The organism is Gluconobacter sp. P5B12, assembly GCF_018812035.1.
GTDB lineage: Bacteria > Pseudomonadota > Alphaproteobacteria > Acetobacterales > Acetobacteraceae > Gluconobacter.
Map to the genome: position 1 here is coordinate 744,583 of NZ_JACRVV010000001.1, position 20,344 is coordinate 764,926.

Consider the following 20,344-nt stretch of genomic DNA (forward strand, 5'->3'; position numbering starts at 1 on the left):
ATAGAGAAGAGTCAGCTTTCGGGCAGACTCTCTCCCCGTCGCAGAACCCGTTCGGCCGCATCGGTAAAGCGGCCATCCTCTTTATGCAAAACCAGTCCCGGACGCAGGCGAAAGATGCCTTTGCCGCCGTGGATGGCCTGGATCAGCACCAGCTTCGCTTCCCGCCCCTGTTTGGGCCAGAAGGGGTAGAGCTGGAGTGAACCGCCCCCGTTTTCCAAAAGCGTCTGGCAGGCTCTGTCCGTGATCGCTGCGGATACGATAAACGTCAGTGTACCACCGGGCAGAACCCAGCGGGTAAGGCTGCGGATCCACGCCTGTGGGTCGGTGTCTTCTGTGCTGAGGGCCAGCCGCCGTCGTTCGTCAGGGGAGGGCGTACCATGCGCGCTGTGCCACGGAGGATTGGCCATCACGTGATGGAAGCGACCATTGGCTGTCGGAGCCAGAGCTCGCAAGGATGATGGGATCGTCGGGAGCACGGCCTGAAGAGCCGAAAGCGATGTTCGCGAGTCTGGAAACGGGTTGTTCAGGAAATTGTGAGCCGCCAGTTTTACTGTGTCCGCATCTGCTTCAAGCCCAATGCCGCTCGCGCCAGCAACGCGTGCTGCAAGGCATAGCAAGCCTGCGCCTGCACCGCATCCTGCTTCCAGAACAGTCTCTCCGGCTCGTGCAGGAACCGCTGCCGCCATCAGGACAGGCTCAAGTCCCGTGCGATAGCCCTTCCGAAATTGTCGGTAATGGAGTCGTCCGTTGAGCAATGTTCCGTCCCTTTCGTTTTCAGAAAGGGGGGAAGTGCTCTTCAGATGGGCCTTAGGGGGCTGCAATGGGTTGACCACCTTCCTGCTGCCGCTCATATGGTCATTCCAACCTGTCGTCCGGCGTTAATATGGCCTGGTCGCTTTTCCAGACAGGAAGAACGAGCAGGGATACGCCACATCATATCGTGCCTGCACGGTCCTGGGCAGTCCTGGGATAGTGTGCAGGAACTGGAGTAAAGACCCTTGGATTCTGCCGCACCGGATGCTGCCGTGACCGTTGATAAAGCTGTGGTTCAGGGTACAGGTGGCGAAAGCGCACTGTCAGCGCTGTCAGCCTATCTCGAAGAGGACATGCTGGCTTGCAACCGCGCCATTATCGCGCGGATGGAGAGCCCTGTCCCCCTGATCCCGCAGCTTGGCGCTCACCTGGTGGCTGCTGGCGGCAAGCGCCTTCGTCCCCTTCTGACGCTCGCTTCAGCACGGCTGTGTGGTTATCAGCCAGGCCCTGATCATCAGCGTCATGTCGGGCTCGCAGCCTGCGTGGAGTTCATTCACACCGCAACTCTGCTGCATGATGATGTGGTGGACGAGAGCACGCTGCGTCGCGGTCTGGCTTCAGCCAATGCCGTGTTTGGCAACAAGGCGTCCGTTCTGGTGGGGGACTTCCTGTTCGCCCGTTCGTTCCAGCTTATGACGGCAGACGGCTCCCTGAAGGTCATGGCGATCCTGTCAGATGCGTCTGCAACGATTGCTGAGGGCGAAGTCCTTCAGATGGTTGTGCAAAACGATCTCACGACGCCTGTTGAGCGGTATCTCGAAGTCATTCACGGCAAGACGGCCGCACTGTTTGCGGCGGCCTGCCGCGTCGGTGCTGTTGTGGCCGAGCGTCCGGATGCCGAAGAGGATGCTCTGGAGCAGTTTGGCACCAATCTTGGTATGGCGTTCCAGCTTGTTGATGATGCTCTCGATTATGCCGCGGACCAGCAGGTTCTGGGCAAGACGGTCGGTGATGACATGCGGGAAGGCAAGATCACTCTGCCAGTCCTGGCTGCCTATGAGGCCGGCTCACCGGAAGAGCGTGTGTTTTGGGAGCGCGTTATCGGGGAAGGCGAGCAGACTGAGGAAGATCTGCCTCACGCGCTGAACCTGATTGCGAAAACAGGTGCGATCAATACGACGATCGCCCGGGCGCAGGTTTATGCAGATGCAGCTGTTGAAGCCCTGTCTATTTTCCCGGATAGCGAACTGCGTCGCCTTCTGATTGAGACAGTTCAGTTCACCGTGAACCGGGCGCGCTAAAAATCCCCGTTCTGCGTCGGCCCCTTTGGGGCTGGCGTAGACTTTGCTCTCAGGCCGTCAGTGCGAGCGGGCTGAAAAGAGACCATTCCGAAAAACCTAAACGGCTTACGGCGGCTTCCAGGCGCGGCGCATTGAATGGTGCGCTTGTCATAAAAAGCCGGGGCGGTGCTGCGACTTTGTCTGTTGCGATGGGGGCGAGTGTCTCAAGCACAGTCCGCACCTGACGGGCGACGGCTGGTGCCGGGTCAAGCCAGTTCAGATTGGGGCGTGCAAGGCGTTGAAACGCTGGCATCAGGAACGTGTAATGCGTGCAGCCAAGCCCGACGGTATCGATGTCCTTGCCATGAGGCTGTTCGAACAGGCAGGTTAGTTCGCGTTCGACGTCTGCATCCGGAATGGCATCGCCCAGAAAGGCGCGTTCGGCCAGATCAGCCAGTCCACGCGCACCATGGGTGATGAGACGACAATCCGAGGCAAACTCTCGATGCAGTTCCAGTACATAGGGTCGCCGAGCTGTTGCTGACGTAGACAGCAGGCCAACGGTCCGTGTTGTGGAAACACGTCCAGCCCAGCGGATAGGGGGGACGCATCCGACAACAGGGATGGAGAGACGTTCCCGGAGTGCTGGCAGTGCAATAGTGCTCGCCGTATTGCAGGCAATCACCAGAACATCTGGCTGGACGTCACGGCAGGCTGCTTCGAGCAGGCTGACGATGCGGCCGGTCAGGCGATCATCAGGTTGTTCCCCATATGGAAACAGCGCGGTGTCAGCCAGATAGTCGATCGTGAGGGAGGGGAGGATGTCGCGCAGAGCCTGAACGACACCCATCCCCCCGATGCCCGAGTCAAAAACAAGGCATCGGGACAAAAGGGCAGGAGAGCCCACGGACGTCAGCCTTCTGCTTTGGCCTTGAGCGCCAGCGCTTCTTCGGCGCTGCCAACACCGCCGTGCTTGCGGGACCAGCCACAGGGATCTTCAAGGAAGCGACGAACCTCGGCACTGTCCTTTTCAGAGAAATAATCGCCGCCTGCACAGGCTTCGAGAACATCCCACCAGGTGCACAGCGCGTGCAGGGAGATGTCCATGTCTGCCAGCGTTTTGTGGGCGCCTGGGAAGACACCGTAAAAGAATACGACGAAGGTGTGGTTCACGATGGCGCCTGCATCGCGCAGGGCATTGGCGAATCGGATCTTGGATGCGCCGTCTGTCGTCAGGTCTTCGACCAGCAGGGTGCGCATGCCATCGGGCACATCACCTTCGATCTGCGCATTACGGCCAAAGCCCTTCGGCTTTTTGCGGACATACGCCATCGGCGTCATCATGCGGTCCGCGATCCACGCAGCGAACGGAATACCTGCTGTCTCGCCGCCGACAACAGCATCGATGCTTTCATAGCCGATGTGGCGGCCGATCTTCTCGACAGCCAGTTCCATGATCTTGGTCCGGGCGCGTGGGAAGAAGATGATCTTGCGGCAGTCGATATAGACCGGGGACTTCCAGCCTGACGTCAGGGTGTAAGGCTCTTCCGGACGGAAGTTGACGGCCTTGATCTCCAGAAGGATGCGGGCGGTGGTCAGGGCTGCGTCCCGGTCCCACTGGGTGCGACCCGCGATCGGGCTCTCTCCATGTTGTGTCATGCTGCTCTCCACTGACGTCGTTTTCTGTGGTTTACCGGCCACAAGACACAAAGGGTAGTGCCAAATTCGTACGCACTTGTTGCTGTTATAGGGAGACCCAATCTATGCTTGCGCAGTCAGGCCTTGCCCCCTAAGGAGTAAGACCGTTTTTCCTCTTCTAAAGCAGGATCAAAAGTGAGCATCGAAACCAGCCGGATCGGCCGGAAATGCGAACGTGCTGTTGTCACAGCCTATCAGGAACTGCGTGAGGTCGGTCAGCCGGACATGCAGGCCTTTGCTGCATGCACGACGCTTTACCGCATCCATCATCCTGAATCTTCCATCACGGAAGCACGCCGCCTTGTTGCGGAATGGATCGACCATCACGTTGTCCGCAAGGCTGATGGCCAGACTCCGGGCTGCGATTGCTAATCCAGCCTGTGTGACAGGGGCCTTTCAGCCCCGGTCACTCATGGAAACAAACTCCCGCTTTGTTTCCCCTACATAAAGCTGGCGAGGGCGCGTAATCCGCCCGGCCGGATCTTCAATCATTTCTTTCCATTGGCTGACCCACCCCACTGTCCGCGCAACCGCGAATAGAACAGTGAACATGCTTGTCGGAATTCCGAGAGCTTTCAGGATCAGACCTGAGTAGAAATCCACATTCGGGTAGAGCTTACGGCTGACAAAATAATCGTCTTCCGTGGCCACTCTTTCCAGTTCCTTGGCAAGGTCGAGCAGCGGATCGCGCTCCAGGCCAAGCTCGGAAATCACTTCATGGCACGTCGCTTGTAGGATTTTCGCGCGCGGATCGAAACTCTTGTAGACGCGATGGCCAAAGCCCATCAGACGAACACTGGAATTTTTGTCTTTGACCTGCTCCAGAAAGGCAGGGATGCCTTCACGGGTTCCGATGGACTGAAGCATGTTCAGGGCAGCTTCATTGGCCCCTCCATGGGCAGGCCCCCAGAGCGCAGCAATGCCGGCAGAGATGCAGGCGTATGGATTGGCGCCGGTAGAACCAACCAGTCGAACCGTTGTGGTTGATGCGTTCTGCTCATGATCGGCGTGTAGAAGCAGGATCCGATCCATGGCGCGTGCCAGGACCGGGTTGACCCGGTAGTGGTTGCCTGGTCTGGCGAAAAGCATGTGCAGGAAATTCTCGGAGAACGACATCTCTTCATCCGGATAGATGAAGGGCTCTCCGATGGAGTATTTATAAGCCCATGCGGCGATGGTGGGCACTTTGGCAATCAAGCGGCGGGCAGAGAGATCGCGGTCTTCGGCCTGTGAAATATCCAGACCATCATGATAAAATGCTGATAGCGCGCCGACGGTGCCGCACAGGATCGCCATCGGGTGAGCGTCGCGGCGGAAACCGTTGAAGAAATTCCGGATCTGCTCGTTAAGCAGCCGGTGGGTGTTCATATCAGCCTGAAAAGCCTGATATTGCGCCGTTGTCGGCAGCTCTCCGTAAAGCAGCAGATAAGCAGTTTCCGTGAAGCTGGCATTGAGAGCCAGGTCTTCAATGGGATAGCCACGGTGGAGAAGCGTTCCCTCATCCCCGTCAATGAATGTGATCTTGCTGGTGCAGGTTGCCGTTCCCGTCAGGCCGGGATCAAAGGAAAATATACCAAGCTGCTGTTGGATTCCACGCAGATCCGCGACGTCCGGTCCCATGGTGCCCTTCAGAAGAGGGGCTTGCATGGAAGCGCCGCCAGCATGAAGGGTAGCAGTTTCGGACTTTGGATCGTGCATGGAACAAGCGCCTGTCTGGCAGAGTGACGGGAAGAGTCAAAGTTTAGGGTGTAGGGGTTTTCCCTGTCCAGAGACACTACCTGTCGGGCCGTCGAAGGCCTCAAAAAAAGCAGGGAAACCTAAAAATTGGCGTGAAACCGCGCGTCTTAAAGTTTTTGTTAATAAAATTGTGTTTTTGAATGCGTTTCCGCTACAACCCGCGCTCTTCACATCGTCAGGTTTAGAAAATCTGCGATTTCCTTTCCCGTCAAAATCAGGATCTTCATGTCTCAGATAGTTTCTTCAGGTCAGGCAATCTCCGGGGGTACCGTCAGCGGAGAGGGTAACATTCTGACCGTTGAAAATGGTGGCTCTATTCAAAGGGTAACCGTTGTGAGCGGTGGTGCTGTTTCTGACGAAGGAGAAGATCGTTTTCTGACCATCAGTAATGGTGGAACCCTGACAGTCGGCTCCGCAGGTAGATCCTACAATACGACTGTTCTGTCCGGGGGGCTCCAGGCCATTACGAACGGCGGCCATGCCTATAATGTAGCCGTCAGCAGCGGCGGAATGCAGGTTACGTCTTCAGGCGGCCAGTTAACCCATACACAGCTGAACCCGGGCGCTGCTCTGTCGGCTCTGCCAGGGTCTATTGTCGATCATGCTGAGGTCCGCAGCGGAGCCTCGTTCTATGTCGCGTCGGGAGCAATTGCCGATACAACAGTCATTTCCTCAGGTGCGGTGCTGACACTGCAAAGCGGAGGCACCCTGAGTGAGACGATTTTGTTGTCAGGTGGACGGATTGATCTGGACGGACTGAGCTATTCGGACGGAGAGACGGCGACGTTTGTCAGCAGTGGAGGCGCTTATTATCTGAACGTCACATCTGCTGGAAACACCATTTATTCCACACGGATGCAGGGCGATTACAGCAGCAATGGTGTAACCCTGACAAAAGATGATGACGGTTCAACAATCGCTGCGCTTGGGCCGGTCTGCTTTCTTGGAGGAAGCCTGATCCAGACACCGGCTGGTGAGGTCGCTGTTGAAGACCTGCGTGCCGGAGATGACGTTGTGGTCATTCGGGATGGTGCCGAGCAGGTTGAGCGTCTGAGTTGGGTTGGCAGTAAGAAAGCGCAGGTTCGCCAAGGGCCACATCTTGATATGGCAGGATATCCCGTCCGCATTTGTGCAGGTGCTGTGGCCGAGGGTACCCCCCATACGGATCTGCTTCTGACGCCAGAGCATTGCCTCTATCTGGATGGCGTGTTCATTCCAGTGCGTATGCTCGTAAATGGCGGCAGCATTGCTTACGCAACAGACATTACGTCCTATGACTACTACCATGTTGAGACAGCCCATCATGATGTGATCGTGGCAAACGGTCTGAACACAGAGAGCTATCTCGACACAGGAAATCGCAACAGCTTTGCTCAGCCAGGGAGCATTACTCACTTCTCAACTGTTACGAAAAGCTGGGTGCATGACGCTTCTGCGCCACTGGTGACGGGTCGGGCAGTCGTAGAGCCTGTTCATGCCCGTCTGGCTCAGCGCTCTGAACAGCTTGGGCTCACTGTTGCGTGCGCAGTTCAAACAACGCGTGCACATGATTTGCACCTTGAAACGCAAGCAGGCCAGCGCATTGCTCCCATGCGGCAGATTGAAGGACGCTTCCTGTTTTCGCTACCGAGTGGTGCGCGTGCTGTCCGTCTGGTGTCACAGGCATCTCGGTTGTGTGATTCGGTTGGCCCCTATCTGGATGACAGGCGGGTGCTTGGTGTTCTGACGAGAGCAATCCGTCTCTGGGATGGGCAGGGCATGCGCGAGCTTATGCTACTGCAACCTGAACAAGCTGACGGTTGGTATGCCGCAGATCCGTCCGGCATGCGGTGGACGAACGGCAGTGCTCTCCTTGAACTTGGGCTGCGTTCAGCGACGGAAGCCGGAGTGCTCGAAATTGAGGTGGTTGAGGCTGGACCTTATGTAAAGCCTGAACCTGCCGAAAGGCGCCTTACTCTTCTCTGCGCCTGAATGTAATTGATTAAGCCAGTCAGGGCGTAAGAACCTGACTGGCTTGAACAGTGGAAGGTCGGACATTGACCCAGTCTTCTGCTGTCTGAAAGACTGTCAGGGTTGCTGGTGCATATCCGTGTCTCAGTGCGGCAAAGGCGTCATTCTTGAGAGCGGCTCCTGCAAGATCATGCGCCAACGTTCCTATGGCCGGATTGTGCCCGATGAGGAGCAACGTCCGGATATCATCCGATGTCGCGTGAATGAAACCGTAAAGGGTGTCGAGACCTGCTCCGTAGAGGTTGCCTTCAATCTGCGGAATAATCGTATCAGGCAGAGCGGAAAGAACGCCCTTTGCCGTTTCCTGTGTTCGACGGGCGGAACTGCAAATCACCTGAAAGGGATGAGGTAGCTCCAGCCCTGCAAGCTGAGCACCAATTCTTGCCGCCTGTTGATGGCCCGTCGCAGTCAGTGGCCGCTCGATATCACCCGCTCCCGAATAAAGATGGGGGCCGGCTTCAGCGTGCCGCAGGACGAGGAGCAGGCGTTCGGCCATTCAGCGTGTACCGTGGGTTTGGGCGGCAATCGCTTCGTGATGTCTAATGACCTCCCTGATAACGAATGCCAGAAATTTTTCAGCAAAATCAGGGTCCAGATGTGCGTCCCGCGCAAGCTGGCGCAGGCGTTCGATCTGCCGGGCTTCACGGTTGGGGTCCGCGGCGGGCAGGCTGGAACGCGCCTTGAGTTCGCCAACAGCCTTGGTGCAGCGGAACCGCTCTGCCAGCATATGAATCAGGGCGGCGTCGATATTGTCGATGCTGGCACGCAGGCGCTCAAGTTCTGCGAGGGCGGAAGAGCTGTCAGAAGTCATTGATATCGATCCATGCAAGGTGGCCACCTTTTCCTGCGCCCAGATCCGTGAAGACAGCCGTGCCGCCAAGACGCCCCGTCCGGCGCCAGGGGCGTCCGTCAGTCGAGCGGCGGTCATGGCCGACATAGACCGTCATTCCGTCCGGAATGCGGTTGATCCAGGTGAGGCGGCGTTCGGGATATCCGTCCGGCTGCATGCGGCCGGTGGTTTCACCAAAAAGGGCGCGAGAGAGGGGGGCAGACATTTCGCCCAGACCCGGAACAGGCGCTTCGGACAACATGGCGGTATGGAACCCGCCATGCACGAATAATGCCCGCCCGAGCCGCAGCCATGTCGGGGCTGCAGCAATCGCCTCATAGGTGCGCTGCTGAAGCCCTTCATATTCCGGCAGGGAAAACTGCCGAAGTGTTTCTTCAAGTGGCGGATCACGCCTGAGGCGACGACCTTCCAGCGCCCGCCCCAGCTTGCGGTCATGATTGCCGAGAATAAAAAGCCCGCGATCTGTTTCCAGCAGATCAAGCATCAGCTCCATCACGCCGGCACTGTCTGGGCCGTGATCGACCAGATCTCCCAGCTGGATGACGAAGCGCTCAGTCGCAGTCGCGTGACGGAACGCGTTCAGATCACCATGCACGTCTCCCACCACACGAAGACCGTGTTCGCGGATTCGCGTCATGATCGGGTCAGGGAGAGGTGGTTCGGGGAAAATCGGTTCGATCTTTCAGGCTTTTTGTCTATCAAAAGGCTTCAACGCCTTAACGTCAATTTTCGATTGAAGAAAAAAGACTTCAGCCTTCGACAAGAGCGGCAGCACGCCCTAGATCAACCGACAATACCCGGCTTACACCACGTTCCTGCATCGTAACACCATAAAGCCTGTCCATGTGGGCCATGGTAAGCTGATGATGGGTCACGACAAGGAAGCGCGTACCGGCTTCCTTGGTCATATCGGCCAACAGGGAACAGAAGCGTTCCACGTTGGCGTCATCGAGCGGAGCATCCACTTCATCCAGCACGCAAATTGGCGCAGGGTTACAGCGGAACGTCGCGAATATAAGAGAAAGGGCGGTCAAAGCCTGCTCCCCGCCAGAGAGTAGGGAAAGGGTAGAGAGCTTTTTCCCCGGCGGCTGGGCAAAGATTTCCAGACCGGCTTCCAGTGGGTCATCACTCCCGACCATACCCAGATGCGCGCGACCGCCTCCGAACATCCGTGAGAACAATGACTGGAAATGCCGGTCCACTTCCGTGAAGACGGCCAGAAGTCTCTCGCGTCCTTCACGATTGATGGTCCCAATGCCGCCACGCAGCCGATTGATGGCCGCCGTCAGTTCTTCATGCTCGCGGGCGATGGTCTCGGCGGTTTGCTTGGCGTCCTGATACTCTGTCTCGGCCCGCAGATTGACGGCTCCCAGATCGTCCCGCTCACGGGTGAGGCGGGAGAGCCTGCGGCGGGTGAACGTTTCGGCCTGCTCGGACAGATCAGAGGGATAAACGCCCCCTTCTGGCGGGTCGCTTTCCGTCAACAGACGCTCACGTGCTGCCACGGCCTGTTCGGCGCGTTCGGTCAGCCGGGCAATGGCTTCACGAGCCGAAGACAGAGCTAGGTCGGCATCCCGACGACGTTCCTGCGCAGCCTGACCAGCCTGATCGGTGGCTTCGTCCTTTGCGCGGGCCTCATCATAGGCTGTCTGGGCCTTCTCAAGATCCAGATCCTGTTGCTTCAGCGCGGCTTCGAGGCGAACCGGAGTATGGGCTGCTTTGTTCCACGCATTTTCCAGCGTGTTCCGGCGCTCTTTCAGTTCCGCATGGGATTGAACGGCCAGAGAAATCTGCCCCTCAAGGTCGGACAATCGTCCTCTGAGCGCCGCGATGCTTCCGTTCAGGCGCATATCTTCCAGCGCAAGACGAGACAGGCTCTCCTGAACCGCCTGAAGCGCCTTCCGGGTTTCTTGCAGTTCCGCAGTGCCACCTAGTACGTTTTGTTCCAGAAGCGCCGGGTCTGGACGCTCTGCAATGGCAGCGTCCTGCGCCTGATGGTCCTTTGTGAGCTTCTCGACGAGCGCTTTGAGCTCCGCCGCACGTGGAGCAAGTGCCGTGCGCCGGGCGAGGGCTGCCGTGGCGGACTGGTCCAGGGTTTGCAATTCGGCAGAAAGGCGATCTGTCTTCTGGCGGAGATCGCTCGTGGTCTTGCTCGCGGCTTCAAGTTTCTGCCGGGCATCCTGATGCTGCTGACGGGCTACGGCTTCACGGCGCTCCAGATCCGGAAGGTCCGGCCGGTCTGTCGTGGTTCTTGCGGTTTCAAGCTCAGTCTGAAGACCGTCAATGTCCCGCTCCAGCCGCGTCAGAGCGTCTTCCAGTTCCTGAAGACGTGTCTGCGCCGTCTCATGGCGCAAAACGGCCTGATCCAAAGTACGATCAGCCTGTTCAGCCTCTGTCCGGGCTGTCTGGAGATCCCGCGTCAGTGCCGAGAGAGCTGTTCGAGCTTCCGCCACGACCTGAGCCGCCTGTTCAGCCGTGTCCGTCAGAGCTGCCGGAGAAGGATGAGCATCATAATCGGCCGCTGCTTTGTCAGCGTCCGAGCGTGCGCTTTTCGCAGCGGCCTCGGCGTCTGACAAACGACGTTCTGCTTCGTCCCATCGACCTTTGGCCAGCGCAGCCTGCTGTTCGCTTGACGAGAGCTGCGTGCGGGCCTTGCTCAGTTCAGGCTCCAGCCCCGAACGTTCCGACCGAAGACGTTGCAAGGTCTGTTCCGTTTCGACGCGAGTGCGCTGGGCTTCTTGGAAAGCGCTCTGTACGGCCGGCAGTCCCGTTTCCTGCTCAGCGAGAAGGGCGCGGGCCTGTGTCAGACGTTGTCTCTGCTCCAGACGGGCGGCTCCGGCATCAGGCGCGTCTCCCGAGCGAATGAAACCGTCCCATCTCCACAGAGCGCCATTCCGGCAGACAAGCGCCTGGCCGGGCTGGAGATGCGTTTGAAGAGCGGCACCTCTACCGGGATCATCCAGCAGGAAAACAGCGTCCAGACAGCGTTTAACAGCGTCTGGCGCCGCAACCAGAGACGAGAGAGGCGGGCAGGAGTCAATCTGTGAGTTCTCTAGTGCCGTGAGCGCAAGCCACCGACGGTCGGCTGCGACGGTCGTGGGCGCGAGCGAGGCATCGAGCCCATCCGCCAATGCCGCAGCGACGGCCCTTGCCAGATCCGCAGGAATATCAAGCCTGTCTTCTAACGGGTCTGGCTGCGCGGCGACGGCGGCGAGTGTCTGTTCCAGCCCTCCACATTCCGAACGAAGGCGCAGGATCGTGCTTTCTGTGCGGGTCAGAGCCTCACGGGTAGAGCTCTCAGCTTCGGACGCGGAAGAAAGAGCTTTTTCGGCTTCGGAAAGAGCGCGCTGAAGGGCATCCAGTCTCTCTTCCAGACCTGTGACGGTTGCTCGAAGGACGGCTACGTCAGTGTCCGGTACGAGAGTTTTCGCGGCGGTATCCCGCTCTCGAAGAGCCGTTTCTGCACGCTGGGCTGCCTGACTGGCGACCTGCTGGGCATTGTCTTTCGCACGGAGAAGGCCTTTATGGCGCTGAACGCCTTCCTCGGCCTTCGCGCGGGCTTCAAGCCATGCCGCATTGGCCTCATCCAGAGCCTGACGCGCCGCGCGTTCCCGAGCAGAAATATCTTCAAATGCCTGCAGGGTCTTTTCCCGCTGAGCCTGAAGCGCGCCGCGCTGTGCATCCGTCAGTAGAGCGACTGCCGTCTGAGCATGAACGGTGCGGTCCTGAGACAGGCGGTCTGTCGCGGCCTGAAGCCGGCGCTTCAGATCCGCCTCGGTCTTTTCCAAAACAGTCAGGCGTTGCCGTCCGTCTTCGAGGGTGCGGCTCTGCAATTCCATTGCCAGACGCGCATCCTGAAGCGTGGCAAGAGCCGCAGCTTCGATCTGTCTGGCGTCCTCAGATTCACTGATGGCGACGTCAACCTGTTGGCGCAGGCTCTCCAGAGCATCATCGTCCGGCCGATCTTTCTCCAGCGCAGTCAGTTCTGCTTCAAGCGCCTGAAGAGCGCCTGTTTCGGCATCAAGTCGCGTTGTCAGAGCATCCAGAGCGCTTTTCAGCCCATCGCGGCGGATCGCTTCTGCGTCCCGCAGACGGACTGCTTCTTCCAGAGACGCTGCCTGCGTTCGCTCAAGTGCTGCGAGCCGGTTCTGCTCTTCGGTGGCTTGAGCGCGCTGTTCAGGAAGTTGGGCGCGTTCCTTTTCCTGCGCTTCCAGATCTGCAAGAGCGGCCACCTGAGCGGCTCGATCCTGCGAGAGCCGTTCCGTGCTTCGGGCAAAATCTGCCTCCGCTTGCTGGAAGCGTGCCAGTGCTTCGGCCTCTGCTTCCCGCGCACGTGTGACGTCCACTCGTGCCGTTTCAGACTGGACTTTTAGTCGTTCAAGAGCGCTGCGAAGACGGTCTGTTTCTTCTCTGGCCTGTGGGGTGGCTTTGCGAGCTTCGAACTCCGCAATGGTCGCGTGCTCGGCTTCCTGTTCAGCTTTGCGCAGAGCTTCACGGGCCTTGGCCAGATCATCCTTGCTGCGCTGTACGGCAAGATTGGCGCGGGCATGGAGAAGCGCATGAAGCTGAACCTCGGCTTCACGCAACTTCTCGGAGAGCTCACGATATTTCCGGGCCTGAACGGTCTGCTCTTCGAGACTGCCGAGCCGCTCTTCAATCTGAAGGCGCAGATCTTCCGCACGGGAGAGGTTGGTCTCGGTCTGGCGGAGTTTCAGTTCCGCATCATGACGGCGGGCATGAAGGCCGGTGATGCCAGCAGCCTCTTCCAGCAGAAGGCGACGCTCTTCCGGCTTGGCCGCGATAAGCTGGCCGACACGGTTCTGGCTGACGATGGCGGAACTGCGCGCACCGGATGCCAAATCGGCAAAAAGCGTCTGCACGTCACGCGCACGCATGACGCGACCGTTGATGCGGTATTCGCTGCCGGAGCCACGCTCTGCACGACGCGTGATTTCGAGGTTTTCAGCATCCTGAAACGGAGCAGGGGCAAGACCCTTGGCGCCGGTCAGATGAAGCGTGACCTGAGCAATGTTCCGGGCGGAACGTGCGCCTGTTCCGGCAAAGATCAGATCGTCCAGCTCGCCGCCCCGGAGGGCGCGGGCGGAGGTCTCACCCATGGCCCAGCGCAGGCCTTCGACGACATTGGATTTGCCGCAGCCGTTTGGGCCGATAATGCCCGTCAGGCCCGGAAGGATGTCAACGCGCACCTCATCGGCGAAGCTTTTGAAGCCGCCGATCGTCAGGCGGCTGATCGTCGTGGTGTGAGTTGACATCGGTGTTTGTGAAACGTCCGGAAAGAGATCAGGACGCCTTGGCGACCAGATCGGCAAACTTCTCGTAGGTTTCCGGGTCCTGATCGTAGTGCGTGTTGTTGAAGCGGAAATACGGCGTGCCCTGGATGCTGTAGGTATCTGCGTCCTTCTGTACCTGATTGTACATGGCCTGCATGAATGCTGTGTCTTCGCTGACGCTCTTGAACTGGGCCGCAGAGACGCCGGCTAGAGCGGACATCTGCTGCAGACGCTGCATCGGATCGCCACCGGAAGCAAAGGCCCACTGCATCTGGCTGGAGAGCAGCGCTTCAATGAACGGGACATACCGCTCTTCCGGCAGGGAACGTGCCACCATGGCCGCCGTCAGGCCGACGCGGTCACCACAGAAATCATGGAACTGATAGCGGATCTTGCCGGTATCAATGAGTTGTTCCTTGATCTTCGGGAACTCTTCTGTTCCGAAATGGGCGCAATGCGTGCAGGTCAGGGAAAACCATTCCTGCACCAGCACCTTGGCATTCGGATTGCCGATAATGCGCGGTCCCATGCGCGGGTCATTGGCGGGAAGGGCTGGCGGCGCATCTGCCGCACGGGCTGCCGTACCAGCCACGGCAAGAGCCGGGGCTGCGGAGAGAATGAAGCGGCGGGAAATCATGGGGCGGGTCATTCAGGAAGCCTTTGCAACTGCTTTGGCGAACGCATCATAGCTGGAAACGACATCCGGTGCCGGAGCGTCATTGATGCGGAAATAAGGGGTACCCTGGATCTGAAGGAAAGCACCATCGCGGTCCTGCCGGTTCACGATAGCCTCGCGCAGGGCATTATCGGCATTGATCTTGTCGAACTCAGCCGATGAGACGCCTGCCATGGCGGCGCGCTTTTTCAGTTCCTGCACCGGATCGATGTTCTGCGCAAAAGCCCACTGGTCTTGCGTGCGCAGCAGATCATCCACGAAGGGCGCGTAGCGGTCTGCAGGAAGGGAGCGTGCGACCATGGAGGCGAGGAGTGCAACCTGATCCAAAGGGAAGTCATGATACCGATAACGGATTTTCCCGGTATCGATCAGGTTGGCCTTGATTTGGGGAAAAATAGTCTGTGCGAAATGAGCGCAGTGAGAGCAGGTGAGCGAAAACCACTCATCGACCTGGACCTTGGCCTCCGGGGAACCCAGAACACGCGGCCCCATACGGGGATCAGTTGGGGGAAGTCCATTTTCTTCCGCGCGGGCGGAAGAAAATGATGTCACTGCCGCAAGGGCAGGCCCGGCAATAAGAAATGCACGACGGCCAAGGGTCATGGACAAGGCTCCACTACGGACAAGATGTCCTACTCACAACGCTGATCTGGTTCAGACGTCAAGACCCGCGTTCGTCATCCTGCTGTCCAGTATCCGGCAGGGGCTTCTTTTCCCAGCCTTCCGGTACCCGCATCCGCAAGGCGCGAATATGGCGCGCATCGGCATCCAGAACGCGGAATTCCAGCCCGCTCTCATGGGTCAGAACTTCGTCTTTTGCCGGAACATGCTCTGCCAGACGGAAGACAAGTCCACCAACTGTCTCGATCTCGGCTTCGCGCTCGGCATCCGTGAGAACAGCCCCTAGCCGTTCCTCAAGCTGGCGGACGGGCAGACGGGCATCAATATCGAAAGAGCCATCCGCGCGTTCTACCCACGGGGTCGTGACAGGGTCGTCGTGTTCGTCCGAGATATCACCCACAATCGTCTCGATCAGATCTTCGATCGTGACGAGGCCGTCGATGCTACCGTATTCATCAATGACAAGGGCCATGTGCATCCGGCGCTGACGCATCTGTAGCAGCAGGTCAAGCACCGGAATGGTCGGAGCAATCATCAGAGGCTGACGAAGAAGCGGGCGGATGTCGAACGCCTCAGGCTCATCAACATAAGCCACCAGATCCTTCACATGGATCATGCCAGCGATATCGTCGAGCTGGCCGCGATAGACTGGCATGCGGGAATGGTTTTCCCGACGCATGTGATCCAGGGCATCGTTGAAAGAGATGCTCTCTGACATGGCAATGATATCTGCGCGCGGGATCATCACGTCATCTGCCGTGATGTCCCGCAAGCGCAGGACATTCATGATGAGGGCACGTTCCTGTCTGTCCAGTTCCGGCTCGTCTCCCGTTTCCTCGAAAGGCTGGGCGGCTTCGTGAACGAGTGTCGCGATGGACTCACGCAGACCCTGATCGCGGTTGCGTCGGCCGAACAGTCCGAACAATCCGCGAGAGTTCTTTTTACCGTCGTCTGAACGGTCCGTAGTGTCTTCGCTCATGCCCGTCTTCCTGCCTGTCGCCATGGATCGCCAAAACCAAGCTGGCGCATCGTGCGGGTTTCAACCCCTTCCATGTCCCGGGCTTCGCCGGGAAGATAATGATCGTATCCTGCAAGATGCAGGGCCCCATGAACCACGAGATGGGACAGATGAGCGCGCATGCTGCGATGGGCAGCATCCGCTTCTTTCCGGACTGTCTCGTAACCCAGAATGATATCTCCGCCGTGAAGGGGAGAGACCGGCTCGAACGTCAGAACGTTCGTGGGTTTGTTCTTGTTGCGGAAGCGGGCATTGAGCCGCTTTACGATCCGATCTGTCGAGAGAAGAATCGACGGAGCAGGAGACCGGCTGAAATCCGGGCCACCCTGACGGGCGACGGCGGTGAGCGCACGATGGATCGTGCGCTCTGTATCAGAGACCGAGGAGCGCCATCTGGCATCCTCGATGATGATGTCAGTACCGGCGTGACGACTTGGAGGTTCCATTGTTATCCCGGCGCGGCCGATCCCGGAAATTATCCAGGGGGGCAGGCGCTTTCTGTTCATAGGCATCGACGATACGGGCGACCAGCGGATGGCGCACCACATCAACGGATGTAAAGCGAGTGATGCCGATTCCCTTGATACCTTCCAGGGTCTCGACGGCTTCCCTTAGCCCAGATGATACCCCGTTGGGCAGATCAATCTGACTAAGGTCACCTGTAACAGCCATGCGTGTGCCTTCACCCATGCGGGTCAGGAACATCTTCATCTGGGCTGGGGTCGTGTTCTGGGCTTCATCCAGAATGACGAAAGAGTGGGCGAGCGTTCTGCCGCGCATGAAAGCCAGCGGGGCAACTTCGATCTCCCCCGTGCCCATCCGTCGCACGACCTGGTCACCCGGCATCATGTCATTCAGGGCATCGTAAAGCGGGCGAAGATAGGGGTCGATCTTTTCCCGCATATCGCCGGGCAGGAAGCCCAGACGCTCGCCTGCTTCAACAGCCGGGCGGGAAAGAATGATCCGGTCCACCTGTCCGGCAAGAAGCATGGCAACGCCCTGAGCAACAGCCAGATAGGTTTTGCCGGTTCCGGCAGGGCCAATTCCGAAAACCAGATCGGTCCGACCCAGCATTTCCATGTATGCGGCCTGCCCATGAGACCGCGGAGCAATCACGCCGCGCTTGGTGCGAATGGCCGGAAGATCGGTCAGAGGAGCAGACGTCGGAGAGGTCTGGAAATTTTGAGGGGCAGGTTTGTGCTGACCTGCTTCGCGACGAGGCTGTTGCTGCCTGGAAGGTGGGGCCGGGGGAACAGCAGCGCGTTGGCGTTCGTGATGCCGTGTAGGCAGCGCAGTCATCCGGATCACACCATCAACCTGAGAACTGTCGATAGTGCCGCCCTGTTCGAGCTGATTGTAGAGCGCAACGATAGCCGCCTGAGCGCGGCCTACGGCATCGGTTTCGCCTGAAATGGCGATTTTGTTGCCGCGGCATGAAAGCCTGACATTGAACCCCTCCTCAAGCTGGACGAGGTGCCTGTCATGATCTCCCAGAAGTCTCTGAAGGAGAATATTGTCATTGAAGCGCAATGCGACGGTGCGATTGCCTTCGGTACCACCAGGGGTGGCGACGGAGCGCGTCGGGGGCGTTGTCAGCAAGCGGAGGCTGTCTCCCGGATGAGGGTTCCACCAAGTGAGTTGGTCATGCGAGTGGTGATGGCGACCTTGGCGATGGTGCCAATCAGATGGTCCGGCCCTTCGAAATGAACGGGCTGGAGATACGGAGACCGTCCGGAAAGCTGTCCTGGCTTGCGGCCTTTCCCCGTAATGAGAATATTCTGAACCGTGCCGACCATGTCTGCATTGAACGCATCCTGCTGTTCACGCAGAAGGGCCTGAAGCTCTGCCAGGCGACGGGTCTTCACGTCTTCGGCCACCTGAAAAGGCTGGCCCGCGGCTGGGGTGCCAGGACGGGGGGAATATGTGAAGCTGTATGCCATGGCGAAGCCGATATCGCGAACAAGCTGCATCGTGGCTTCAAAGTCTTCTTCTGTTTCACCGGGATGTCCCACGATAAAATCAGAAGACAGTGCCAGGTCTGGACGAGCTTCCCTCAGCCGACGGACACTCTCGCGATATTCATCCGCCGTGTGGCCACGGTTCATGGCTTTCAGGATGCGGTCGGAACCACTTTGAACCGGCAGATGGAGGAAAGGCATCAGGGCACGGTTATCACGGTGCGCGTCAATGAGGCTCTGGTCCACATCGCGCGGGTGTGAGGTCATGTACCGGATGCGGTCCAGTCCATCCAGTTGGCCCAGCTCGGCAGCCAGCTCAGCCAGTGTTGCGCTTCCGCCCTGGCCATTGTCACCGTGATAGGCGTTGACGTTCTGCCCCAGCAGGGTGATTTCCCGCACGCCTGCAGCAACCATCCGGCGGGCTTCTGCCATGACCGATGAAACGGGGCGGCTGGTTTCCGCGCCTCGCGTGTAAGGAACAACGCAGAAGGAACAAAATTTGTCGCAGCCTTCCTGAATGGTCAGAAAGGCAGTGAGATTGCCTGAAGATTGCGGCGCAGCTTCGGCGGGCAGGAAGTCAAACTTCTGTTCGGCCGGGAAGTCTGTTTCGATGACAGCGCCACCAGCGCGTGCCGCACGGGCGACCATTTCCGGAAGGCGATGGTAGGTCTGTGGCCCAAGCACCAGATCGACGTAGGGCGCACGGCGAAGGATTTCTTCTCCTTCGGCCTGCGCCACGCATCCGGCGACAGCAATGATGCTGCGATCCTGACCCTTCTCAATTCGTTCATCACGAATTTTGCGCAGCCGTCCAAGCTCGGAGAAAACCTTCTCCGTTGCGCGCTCACGGATATGACAGGTGTTGAGAATCACCATGTCAGCAGCCTCAGGCGTGTCGACAGGGCCATATCCCAGCGGGCGAAGAACATCCGCCATGCGTGCGCTGTCATAGACATTCATCTGACAGCCCCACGTAATAACATGCAGGCCATGACGGGCACGTTCAGCAGGGGCGGGTACGGAAGCGGAAGTCTCGGTGGTCACGGTTTCAATCCGGGGCTGGCAATATCAGGCACACACATCAGGGCTGGAGGCTGCGGGGTCAAGCCCGCCCCGACAGAGGAAAGGTCAAACATGAGAATGGACCGACATGTCAGACTGGCCTGAAGCGGCATCACCATCTCCGGATGGACGCTGAATTGTTCCCATCGATGGAACTGAAGGTGACGCGGGGCCAGCCTGCAAGTCAAGACAAACCTTGGTTTGATCCAAAGATAATGAGGTTCAGTTCAGGTCGTCAGGAACAAGTCCCTGCCGAAGCTTTGCCGCGCCCTCGCTGACGGCCTTAAAGGTGGCATTCGCCAGCTCTTTCCGGGAGCGGAAATTTTCTGGGTCTAAGGGGGGATGTAGCAGAATTGTCGCACGCATAGAGCGCCACTGGCAGAAGGACCACAGATGAGGCGTCAGATCCATATCTCCGTACCAGGAAAAGACGGATCGACGGCTACGGCCAACAGGTAACCCTTCCAAGCGATCATAAACAATCGACACTGGCTGAACGAGGGTTGAAGGGGGTTTCGGCATGCCAACCTGATCCAGCCGTCCCGGCTTCGCGACAGCAAAGAACGAGGAAAGAAAAGGCAGAACGCGGGAGCCGTCAGTAGATGTCCCTTCAGGAAACAGGACGATGTCGTCTCCGTCCCATAGGCGTTCGGTCATTTCCTGCAGTTCTTTGCCGGTATTCTGGCGGTTGCGACTGACGAAAATTGTCCTGCCCAGCCGGGAGATGGTTCCGATCAACGGCCAGGATCCCACTTCACCCTTTGCGACAAAGACCGTGTGAAGTGCGCCACCGACAACAGGAATATCCAGCCACGAGCAATGGTTCGCGACATAGATGATGGGGCGCTCGCCCTGTTGCACATCCTTGGCGTTAAGGATTTTTCCGGCTCTCGTTCCCACGATGCGGACCTGCAAGCCAAGAATGCGGCAGATCATGCGCCAGAATATCCGGGGCACCCGAACCTTGCCGGAGCCTGGAAGACGGATGAGTACAAACTGGATGGTAGAAACCCAGAATGCCCAGATCAGCACGGCCGCAAGCCTCGTCACGCAAGCGGTGCGACTGAAAGCAGAGAACTGGGTCATTGCCTGTTCGTCTGGAAAATTGACACTTTCGTCAATGATCGGTCGGTTATGGCGACGGCGGCCGAGTGGTGGCTGAGCATCAGGATGGGGCATGGGTGCTGAGTGATAAGGATTTCAGGCGGCGGAGACAATCTCGTTTGTCTTACGAACGTTGTATGCGTGTCTCAAATGGTCTTTCTATCATGGACTTGACAGTGCGCTCTGGGGTACTGCCACAAGGGTATGCGGCCACATCTGATCGGTTCGCTTTTCGTGGTTCGACCTTCTGGGGTCGATCATTTCTCAAAACGGATTATCAGGACCT

General features: G+C 58.4%; 19 protein-coding genes. 3 read left to right on the forward strand and 16 right to left on the reverse strand.

Annotated elements, in window-relative coordinates; genetic code table 11:
• Positions 1–11: 11 nt before the first annotated feature.
• A complete protein-coding gene (locus KP702_RS03390) occupies positions 12–851 on the reverse strand; it encodes a tRNA1(Val) (adenine(37)-N6)-methyltransferase (protein ID WP_252348497.1) in 840 nt (279 codons plus the stop codon).
• 147 nt (positions 852–998) lie between these two features.
• On the opposite strand from KP702_RS03390, the gene KP702_RS03395 reads away from it, so the two are divergent.
• The gene (locus KP702_RS03395; RefSeq protein WP_086634068.1) at positions 999–2,054 is read left to right on the forward strand and encodes a polyprenyl synthetase family protein; all 1,056 of its coding nucleotides are present in this window, start codon (positions 999–1,001) and stop codon (positions 2,052–2,054) included.
• Between the two features lie 49 nt (positions 2,055–2,103).
• Here KP702_RS03395 and murI read toward each other — a convergent pair whose 3' ends face one another.
• Positions 2,104–2,940, reverse strand: a complete 837-nt coding sequence (gene murI, locus KP702_RS03400; RefSeq protein ID WP_202206648.1) for a glutamate racemase — start codon at positions 2,938–2,940, stop codon at positions 2,104–2,106.
• A gap of 5 nt (positions 2,941–2,945) precedes the next feature.
• On the reverse strand, positions 2,946–3,692 hold the full coding sequence (locus tag KP702_RS03405; RefSeq protein WP_016737749.1) for an orotate phosphoribosyltransferase: 747 nt from the start codon (positions 3,690–3,692) through the stop codon (positions 2,946–2,948).
• 174 nt (positions 3,693–3,866) lie between these two features.
• Here KP702_RS03405 and KP702_RS03410 point away from each other — a divergent pair, with 174 nt between their 5' ends.
• Positions 3,867–4,103, forward strand: coding sequence for a hypothetical protein (locus KP702_RS03410; protein ID WP_046899580.1), 237 nt, complete (start codon positions 3,867–3,869; stop codon positions 4,101–4,103).
• A gap of 24 nt (positions 4,104–4,127) precedes the next feature.
• Here the strand turns inward: KP702_RS03410 and KP702_RS03415 are convergent, their stop codons facing one another.
• Entirely contained in the window at positions 4,128–5,429 is a 1,302-nt protein-coding gene (locus KP702_RS03415) for a citrate synthase (protein ID WP_202206649.1), read from the reverse strand.
• A 264-nt stretch (positions 5,430–5,693) separates the two neighbouring features.
• Between KP702_RS03415 and KP702_RS03420 the strand changes: the two genes are divergently transcribed.
• Positions 5,694–7,439 carry a Hint domain-containing protein gene (locus KP702_RS03420; protein WP_252348498.1) on the forward strand — a complete coding sequence of 582 codons (1,746 nt, stop codon included), beginning with the start codon at positions 5,694–5,696 and terminating at the stop codon, positions 7,437–7,439.
• A gap of 19 nt (positions 7,440–7,458) precedes the next feature.
• On the opposite strand, the gene KP702_RS03425 is transcribed toward KP702_RS03420, so the two are convergent.
• The 12 genes from KP702_RS03425 to KP702_RS03475 all read right to left on the reverse strand — a co-directional run bounded on the left by KP702_RS03425 (position 7,459) and on the right by KP702_RS03475 (position 20,133).
• Positions 7,459–7,974 carry a histidine phosphatase family protein gene (locus KP702_RS03425; protein WP_202206650.1) on the reverse strand — a complete coding sequence of 172 codons (516 nt, stop codon included), beginning with the start codon at positions 7,972–7,974 and terminating at the stop codon, positions 7,459–7,461.
• Positions 7,975–8,289 carry a chorismate mutase gene (locus KP702_RS03430; RefSeq protein ID WP_202206651.1) on the reverse strand — a complete coding sequence of 105 codons (315 nt, stop codon included), beginning with the start codon at positions 8,287–8,289 and terminating at the stop codon, positions 7,975–7,977.
• Complete coding sequence (locus KP702_RS03435) at positions 8,279–8,965, reverse strand: metallophosphoesterase (protein WP_215768496.1); 687 nt, start codon at positions 8,963–8,965, stop codon at positions 8,279–8,281. Before KP702_RS03435 ends, KP702_RS03430 begins: the two co-directional genes overlap by 11 nt.
• 112 nt (positions 8,966–9,077) lie before the next feature.
• Positions 9,078–13,601 carry an AAA family ATPase gene (locus KP702_RS03440; protein WP_215768497.1) on the reverse strand — a complete coding sequence of 1,508 codons (4,524 nt, stop codon included), beginning with the start codon at positions 13,599–13,601 and terminating at the stop codon, positions 9,078–9,080.
• Positions 13,602–13,629: 28 nt separating this feature from the next.
• A complete protein-coding gene (locus KP702_RS03445) occupies positions 13,630–14,268 on the reverse strand; it encodes a thioredoxin domain-containing protein (RefSeq protein WP_202206654.1) in 639 nt (212 codons plus the stop codon).
• Positions 14,269–14,898 (reverse strand): thioredoxin domain-containing protein, encoded by a 630-nt coding sequence (locus tag KP702_RS03450; protein ID WP_202206655.1) that lies wholly within the window; start codon positions 14,896–14,898, stop codon positions 14,269–14,271.
• 58 nt (positions 14,899–14,956) lie between these two features.
• Positions 14,957–15,895 carry a hemolysin family protein gene (locus tag KP702_RS03455; protein ID WP_202206656.1) on the reverse strand — a complete coding sequence of 313 codons (939 nt, stop codon included), beginning with the start codon at positions 15,893–15,895 and terminating at the stop codon, positions 14,957–14,959.
• Positions 15,892–16,380, reverse strand: a complete 489-nt coding sequence (ybeY, locus tag KP702_RS03460) for an rRNA maturation RNase YbeY (RefSeq protein ID WP_064274062.1) — start codon at positions 16,378–16,380, stop codon at positions 15,892–15,894. Before ybeY ends, KP702_RS03455 begins: the two co-directional genes overlap by 4 nt.
• The gene (locus KP702_RS03465) at positions 16,349–17,533 is read right to left on the reverse strand and encodes a PhoH family protein (RefSeq protein ID WP_215768498.1); all 1,185 of its coding nucleotides are present in this window, start codon (positions 17,531–17,533) and stop codon (positions 16,349–16,351) included. Before KP702_RS03465 ends, ybeY begins: the two co-directional genes overlap by 32 nt.
• On the reverse strand, positions 17,527–18,936 hold the full coding sequence (gene miaB, locus KP702_RS03470; RefSeq protein ID WP_202206659.1) for a tRNA (N6-isopentenyl adenosine(37)-C2)-methylthiotransferase MiaB: 1,410 nt from the start codon (positions 18,934–18,936) through the stop codon (positions 17,527–17,529). The genes KP702_RS03465 and miaB overlap by 7 nt, the downstream gene beginning before the upstream one ends.
• Positions 18,933–19,067, reverse strand: a complete 135-nt coding sequence (locus KP702_RS16380; RefSeq protein ID WP_255494175.1) for a hypothetical protein — start codon at positions 19,065–19,067, stop codon at positions 18,933–18,935. The genes miaB and KP702_RS16380 overlap by 4 nt, the downstream gene beginning before the upstream one ends.
• A 109-nt stretch (positions 19,068–19,176) precedes the next feature.
• Positions 19,177–20,133, reverse strand: coding sequence for a 1-acyl-sn-glycerol-3-phosphate acyltransferase (locus KP702_RS03475; RefSeq protein WP_202206660.1), 957 nt, complete (start codon positions 20,131–20,133; stop codon positions 19,177–19,179).
• Positions 20,134–20,344 lie beyond the last annotated feature (211 nt).

What these genes read in the sequence shown, in the direction of transcription:
- KP702_RS03390 (WP_252348497.1), bottom strand. Translation starts at nt 851, where the DNA reads ATGAGCGGCAGCAGGAAGGTGGTCAACCCATTGCAGCCCCCTAAGGCC.
- KP702_RS03405 (WP_016737749.1), bottom strand. Translation starts at nt 3,692, where the DNA reads ATGACACAACATGGAGAGAGCCCGATCGCGGGTCGCACCCAGTGGGAC.
- KP702_RS03415 (WP_202206649.1), bottom strand. Translation starts at nt 5,429, where the DNA reads ATGCACGATCCAAAGTCCGAAACTGCTACCCTTCATGCTGGCGGCGCT.
- KP702_RS03420 (WP_252348498.1), top strand. Translation starts at nt 5,694, where the DNA reads ATGTCTCAGATAGTTTCTTCAGGTCAGGCAATCTCCGGGGGTACCGTC.
- KP702_RS03425 (WP_202206650.1), bottom strand. Translation starts at nt 7,974, where the DNA reads ATGGCCGAACGCCTGCTCCTCGTCCTGCGGCACGCTGAAGCCGGCCCC.
- KP702_RS03430 (WP_202206651.1), bottom strand. Translation starts at nt 8,289, where the DNA reads ATGACTTCTGACAGCTCTTCCGCCCTCGCAGAACTTGAGCGCCTGCGT.
- KP702_RS03435 (WP_215768496.1), bottom strand. Translation starts at nt 8,965, where the DNA reads ATGACGCGAATCCGCGAACACGGTCTTCGTGTGGTGGGAGACGTGCAT.
- KP702_RS03440 (WP_215768497.1), bottom strand. Translation starts at nt 13,601, where the DNA reads ATGTCAACTCACACCACGACGATCAGCCGCCTGACGATCGGCGGCTTC.
- KP702_RS03445 (WP_202206654.1), bottom strand. Translation starts at nt 14,268, where the DNA reads ATGACCCGCCCCATGATTTCCCGCCGCTTCATTCTCTCCGCAGCCCCG.
- KP702_RS03450 (WP_202206655.1), bottom strand. Translation starts at nt 14,898, where the DNA reads ATGACCCTTGGCCGTCGTGCATTTCTTATTGCCGGGCCTGCCCTTGCG.
- KP702_RS03455 (WP_202206656.1), bottom strand. Translation starts at nt 15,895, where the DNA reads ATGAGCGAAGACACTACGGACCGTTCAGACGACGGTAAAAAGAACTCT.
- ybeY (WP_064274062.1), bottom strand. Translation starts at nt 16,380, where the DNA reads ATGGAACCTCCAAGTCGTCACGCCGGTACTGACATCATCATCGAGGAT.
- KP702_RS16380 (WP_255494175.1), bottom strand. Translation starts at nt 19,067, where the DNA reads ATGCCGCTTCAGGCCAGTCTGACATGTCGGTCCATTCTCATGTTTGAC.
- KP702_RS03475 (WP_202206660.1), bottom strand. Translation starts at nt 20,133, where the DNA reads ATGCCCCATCCTGATGCTCAGCCACCACTCGGCCGCCGTCGCCATAAC.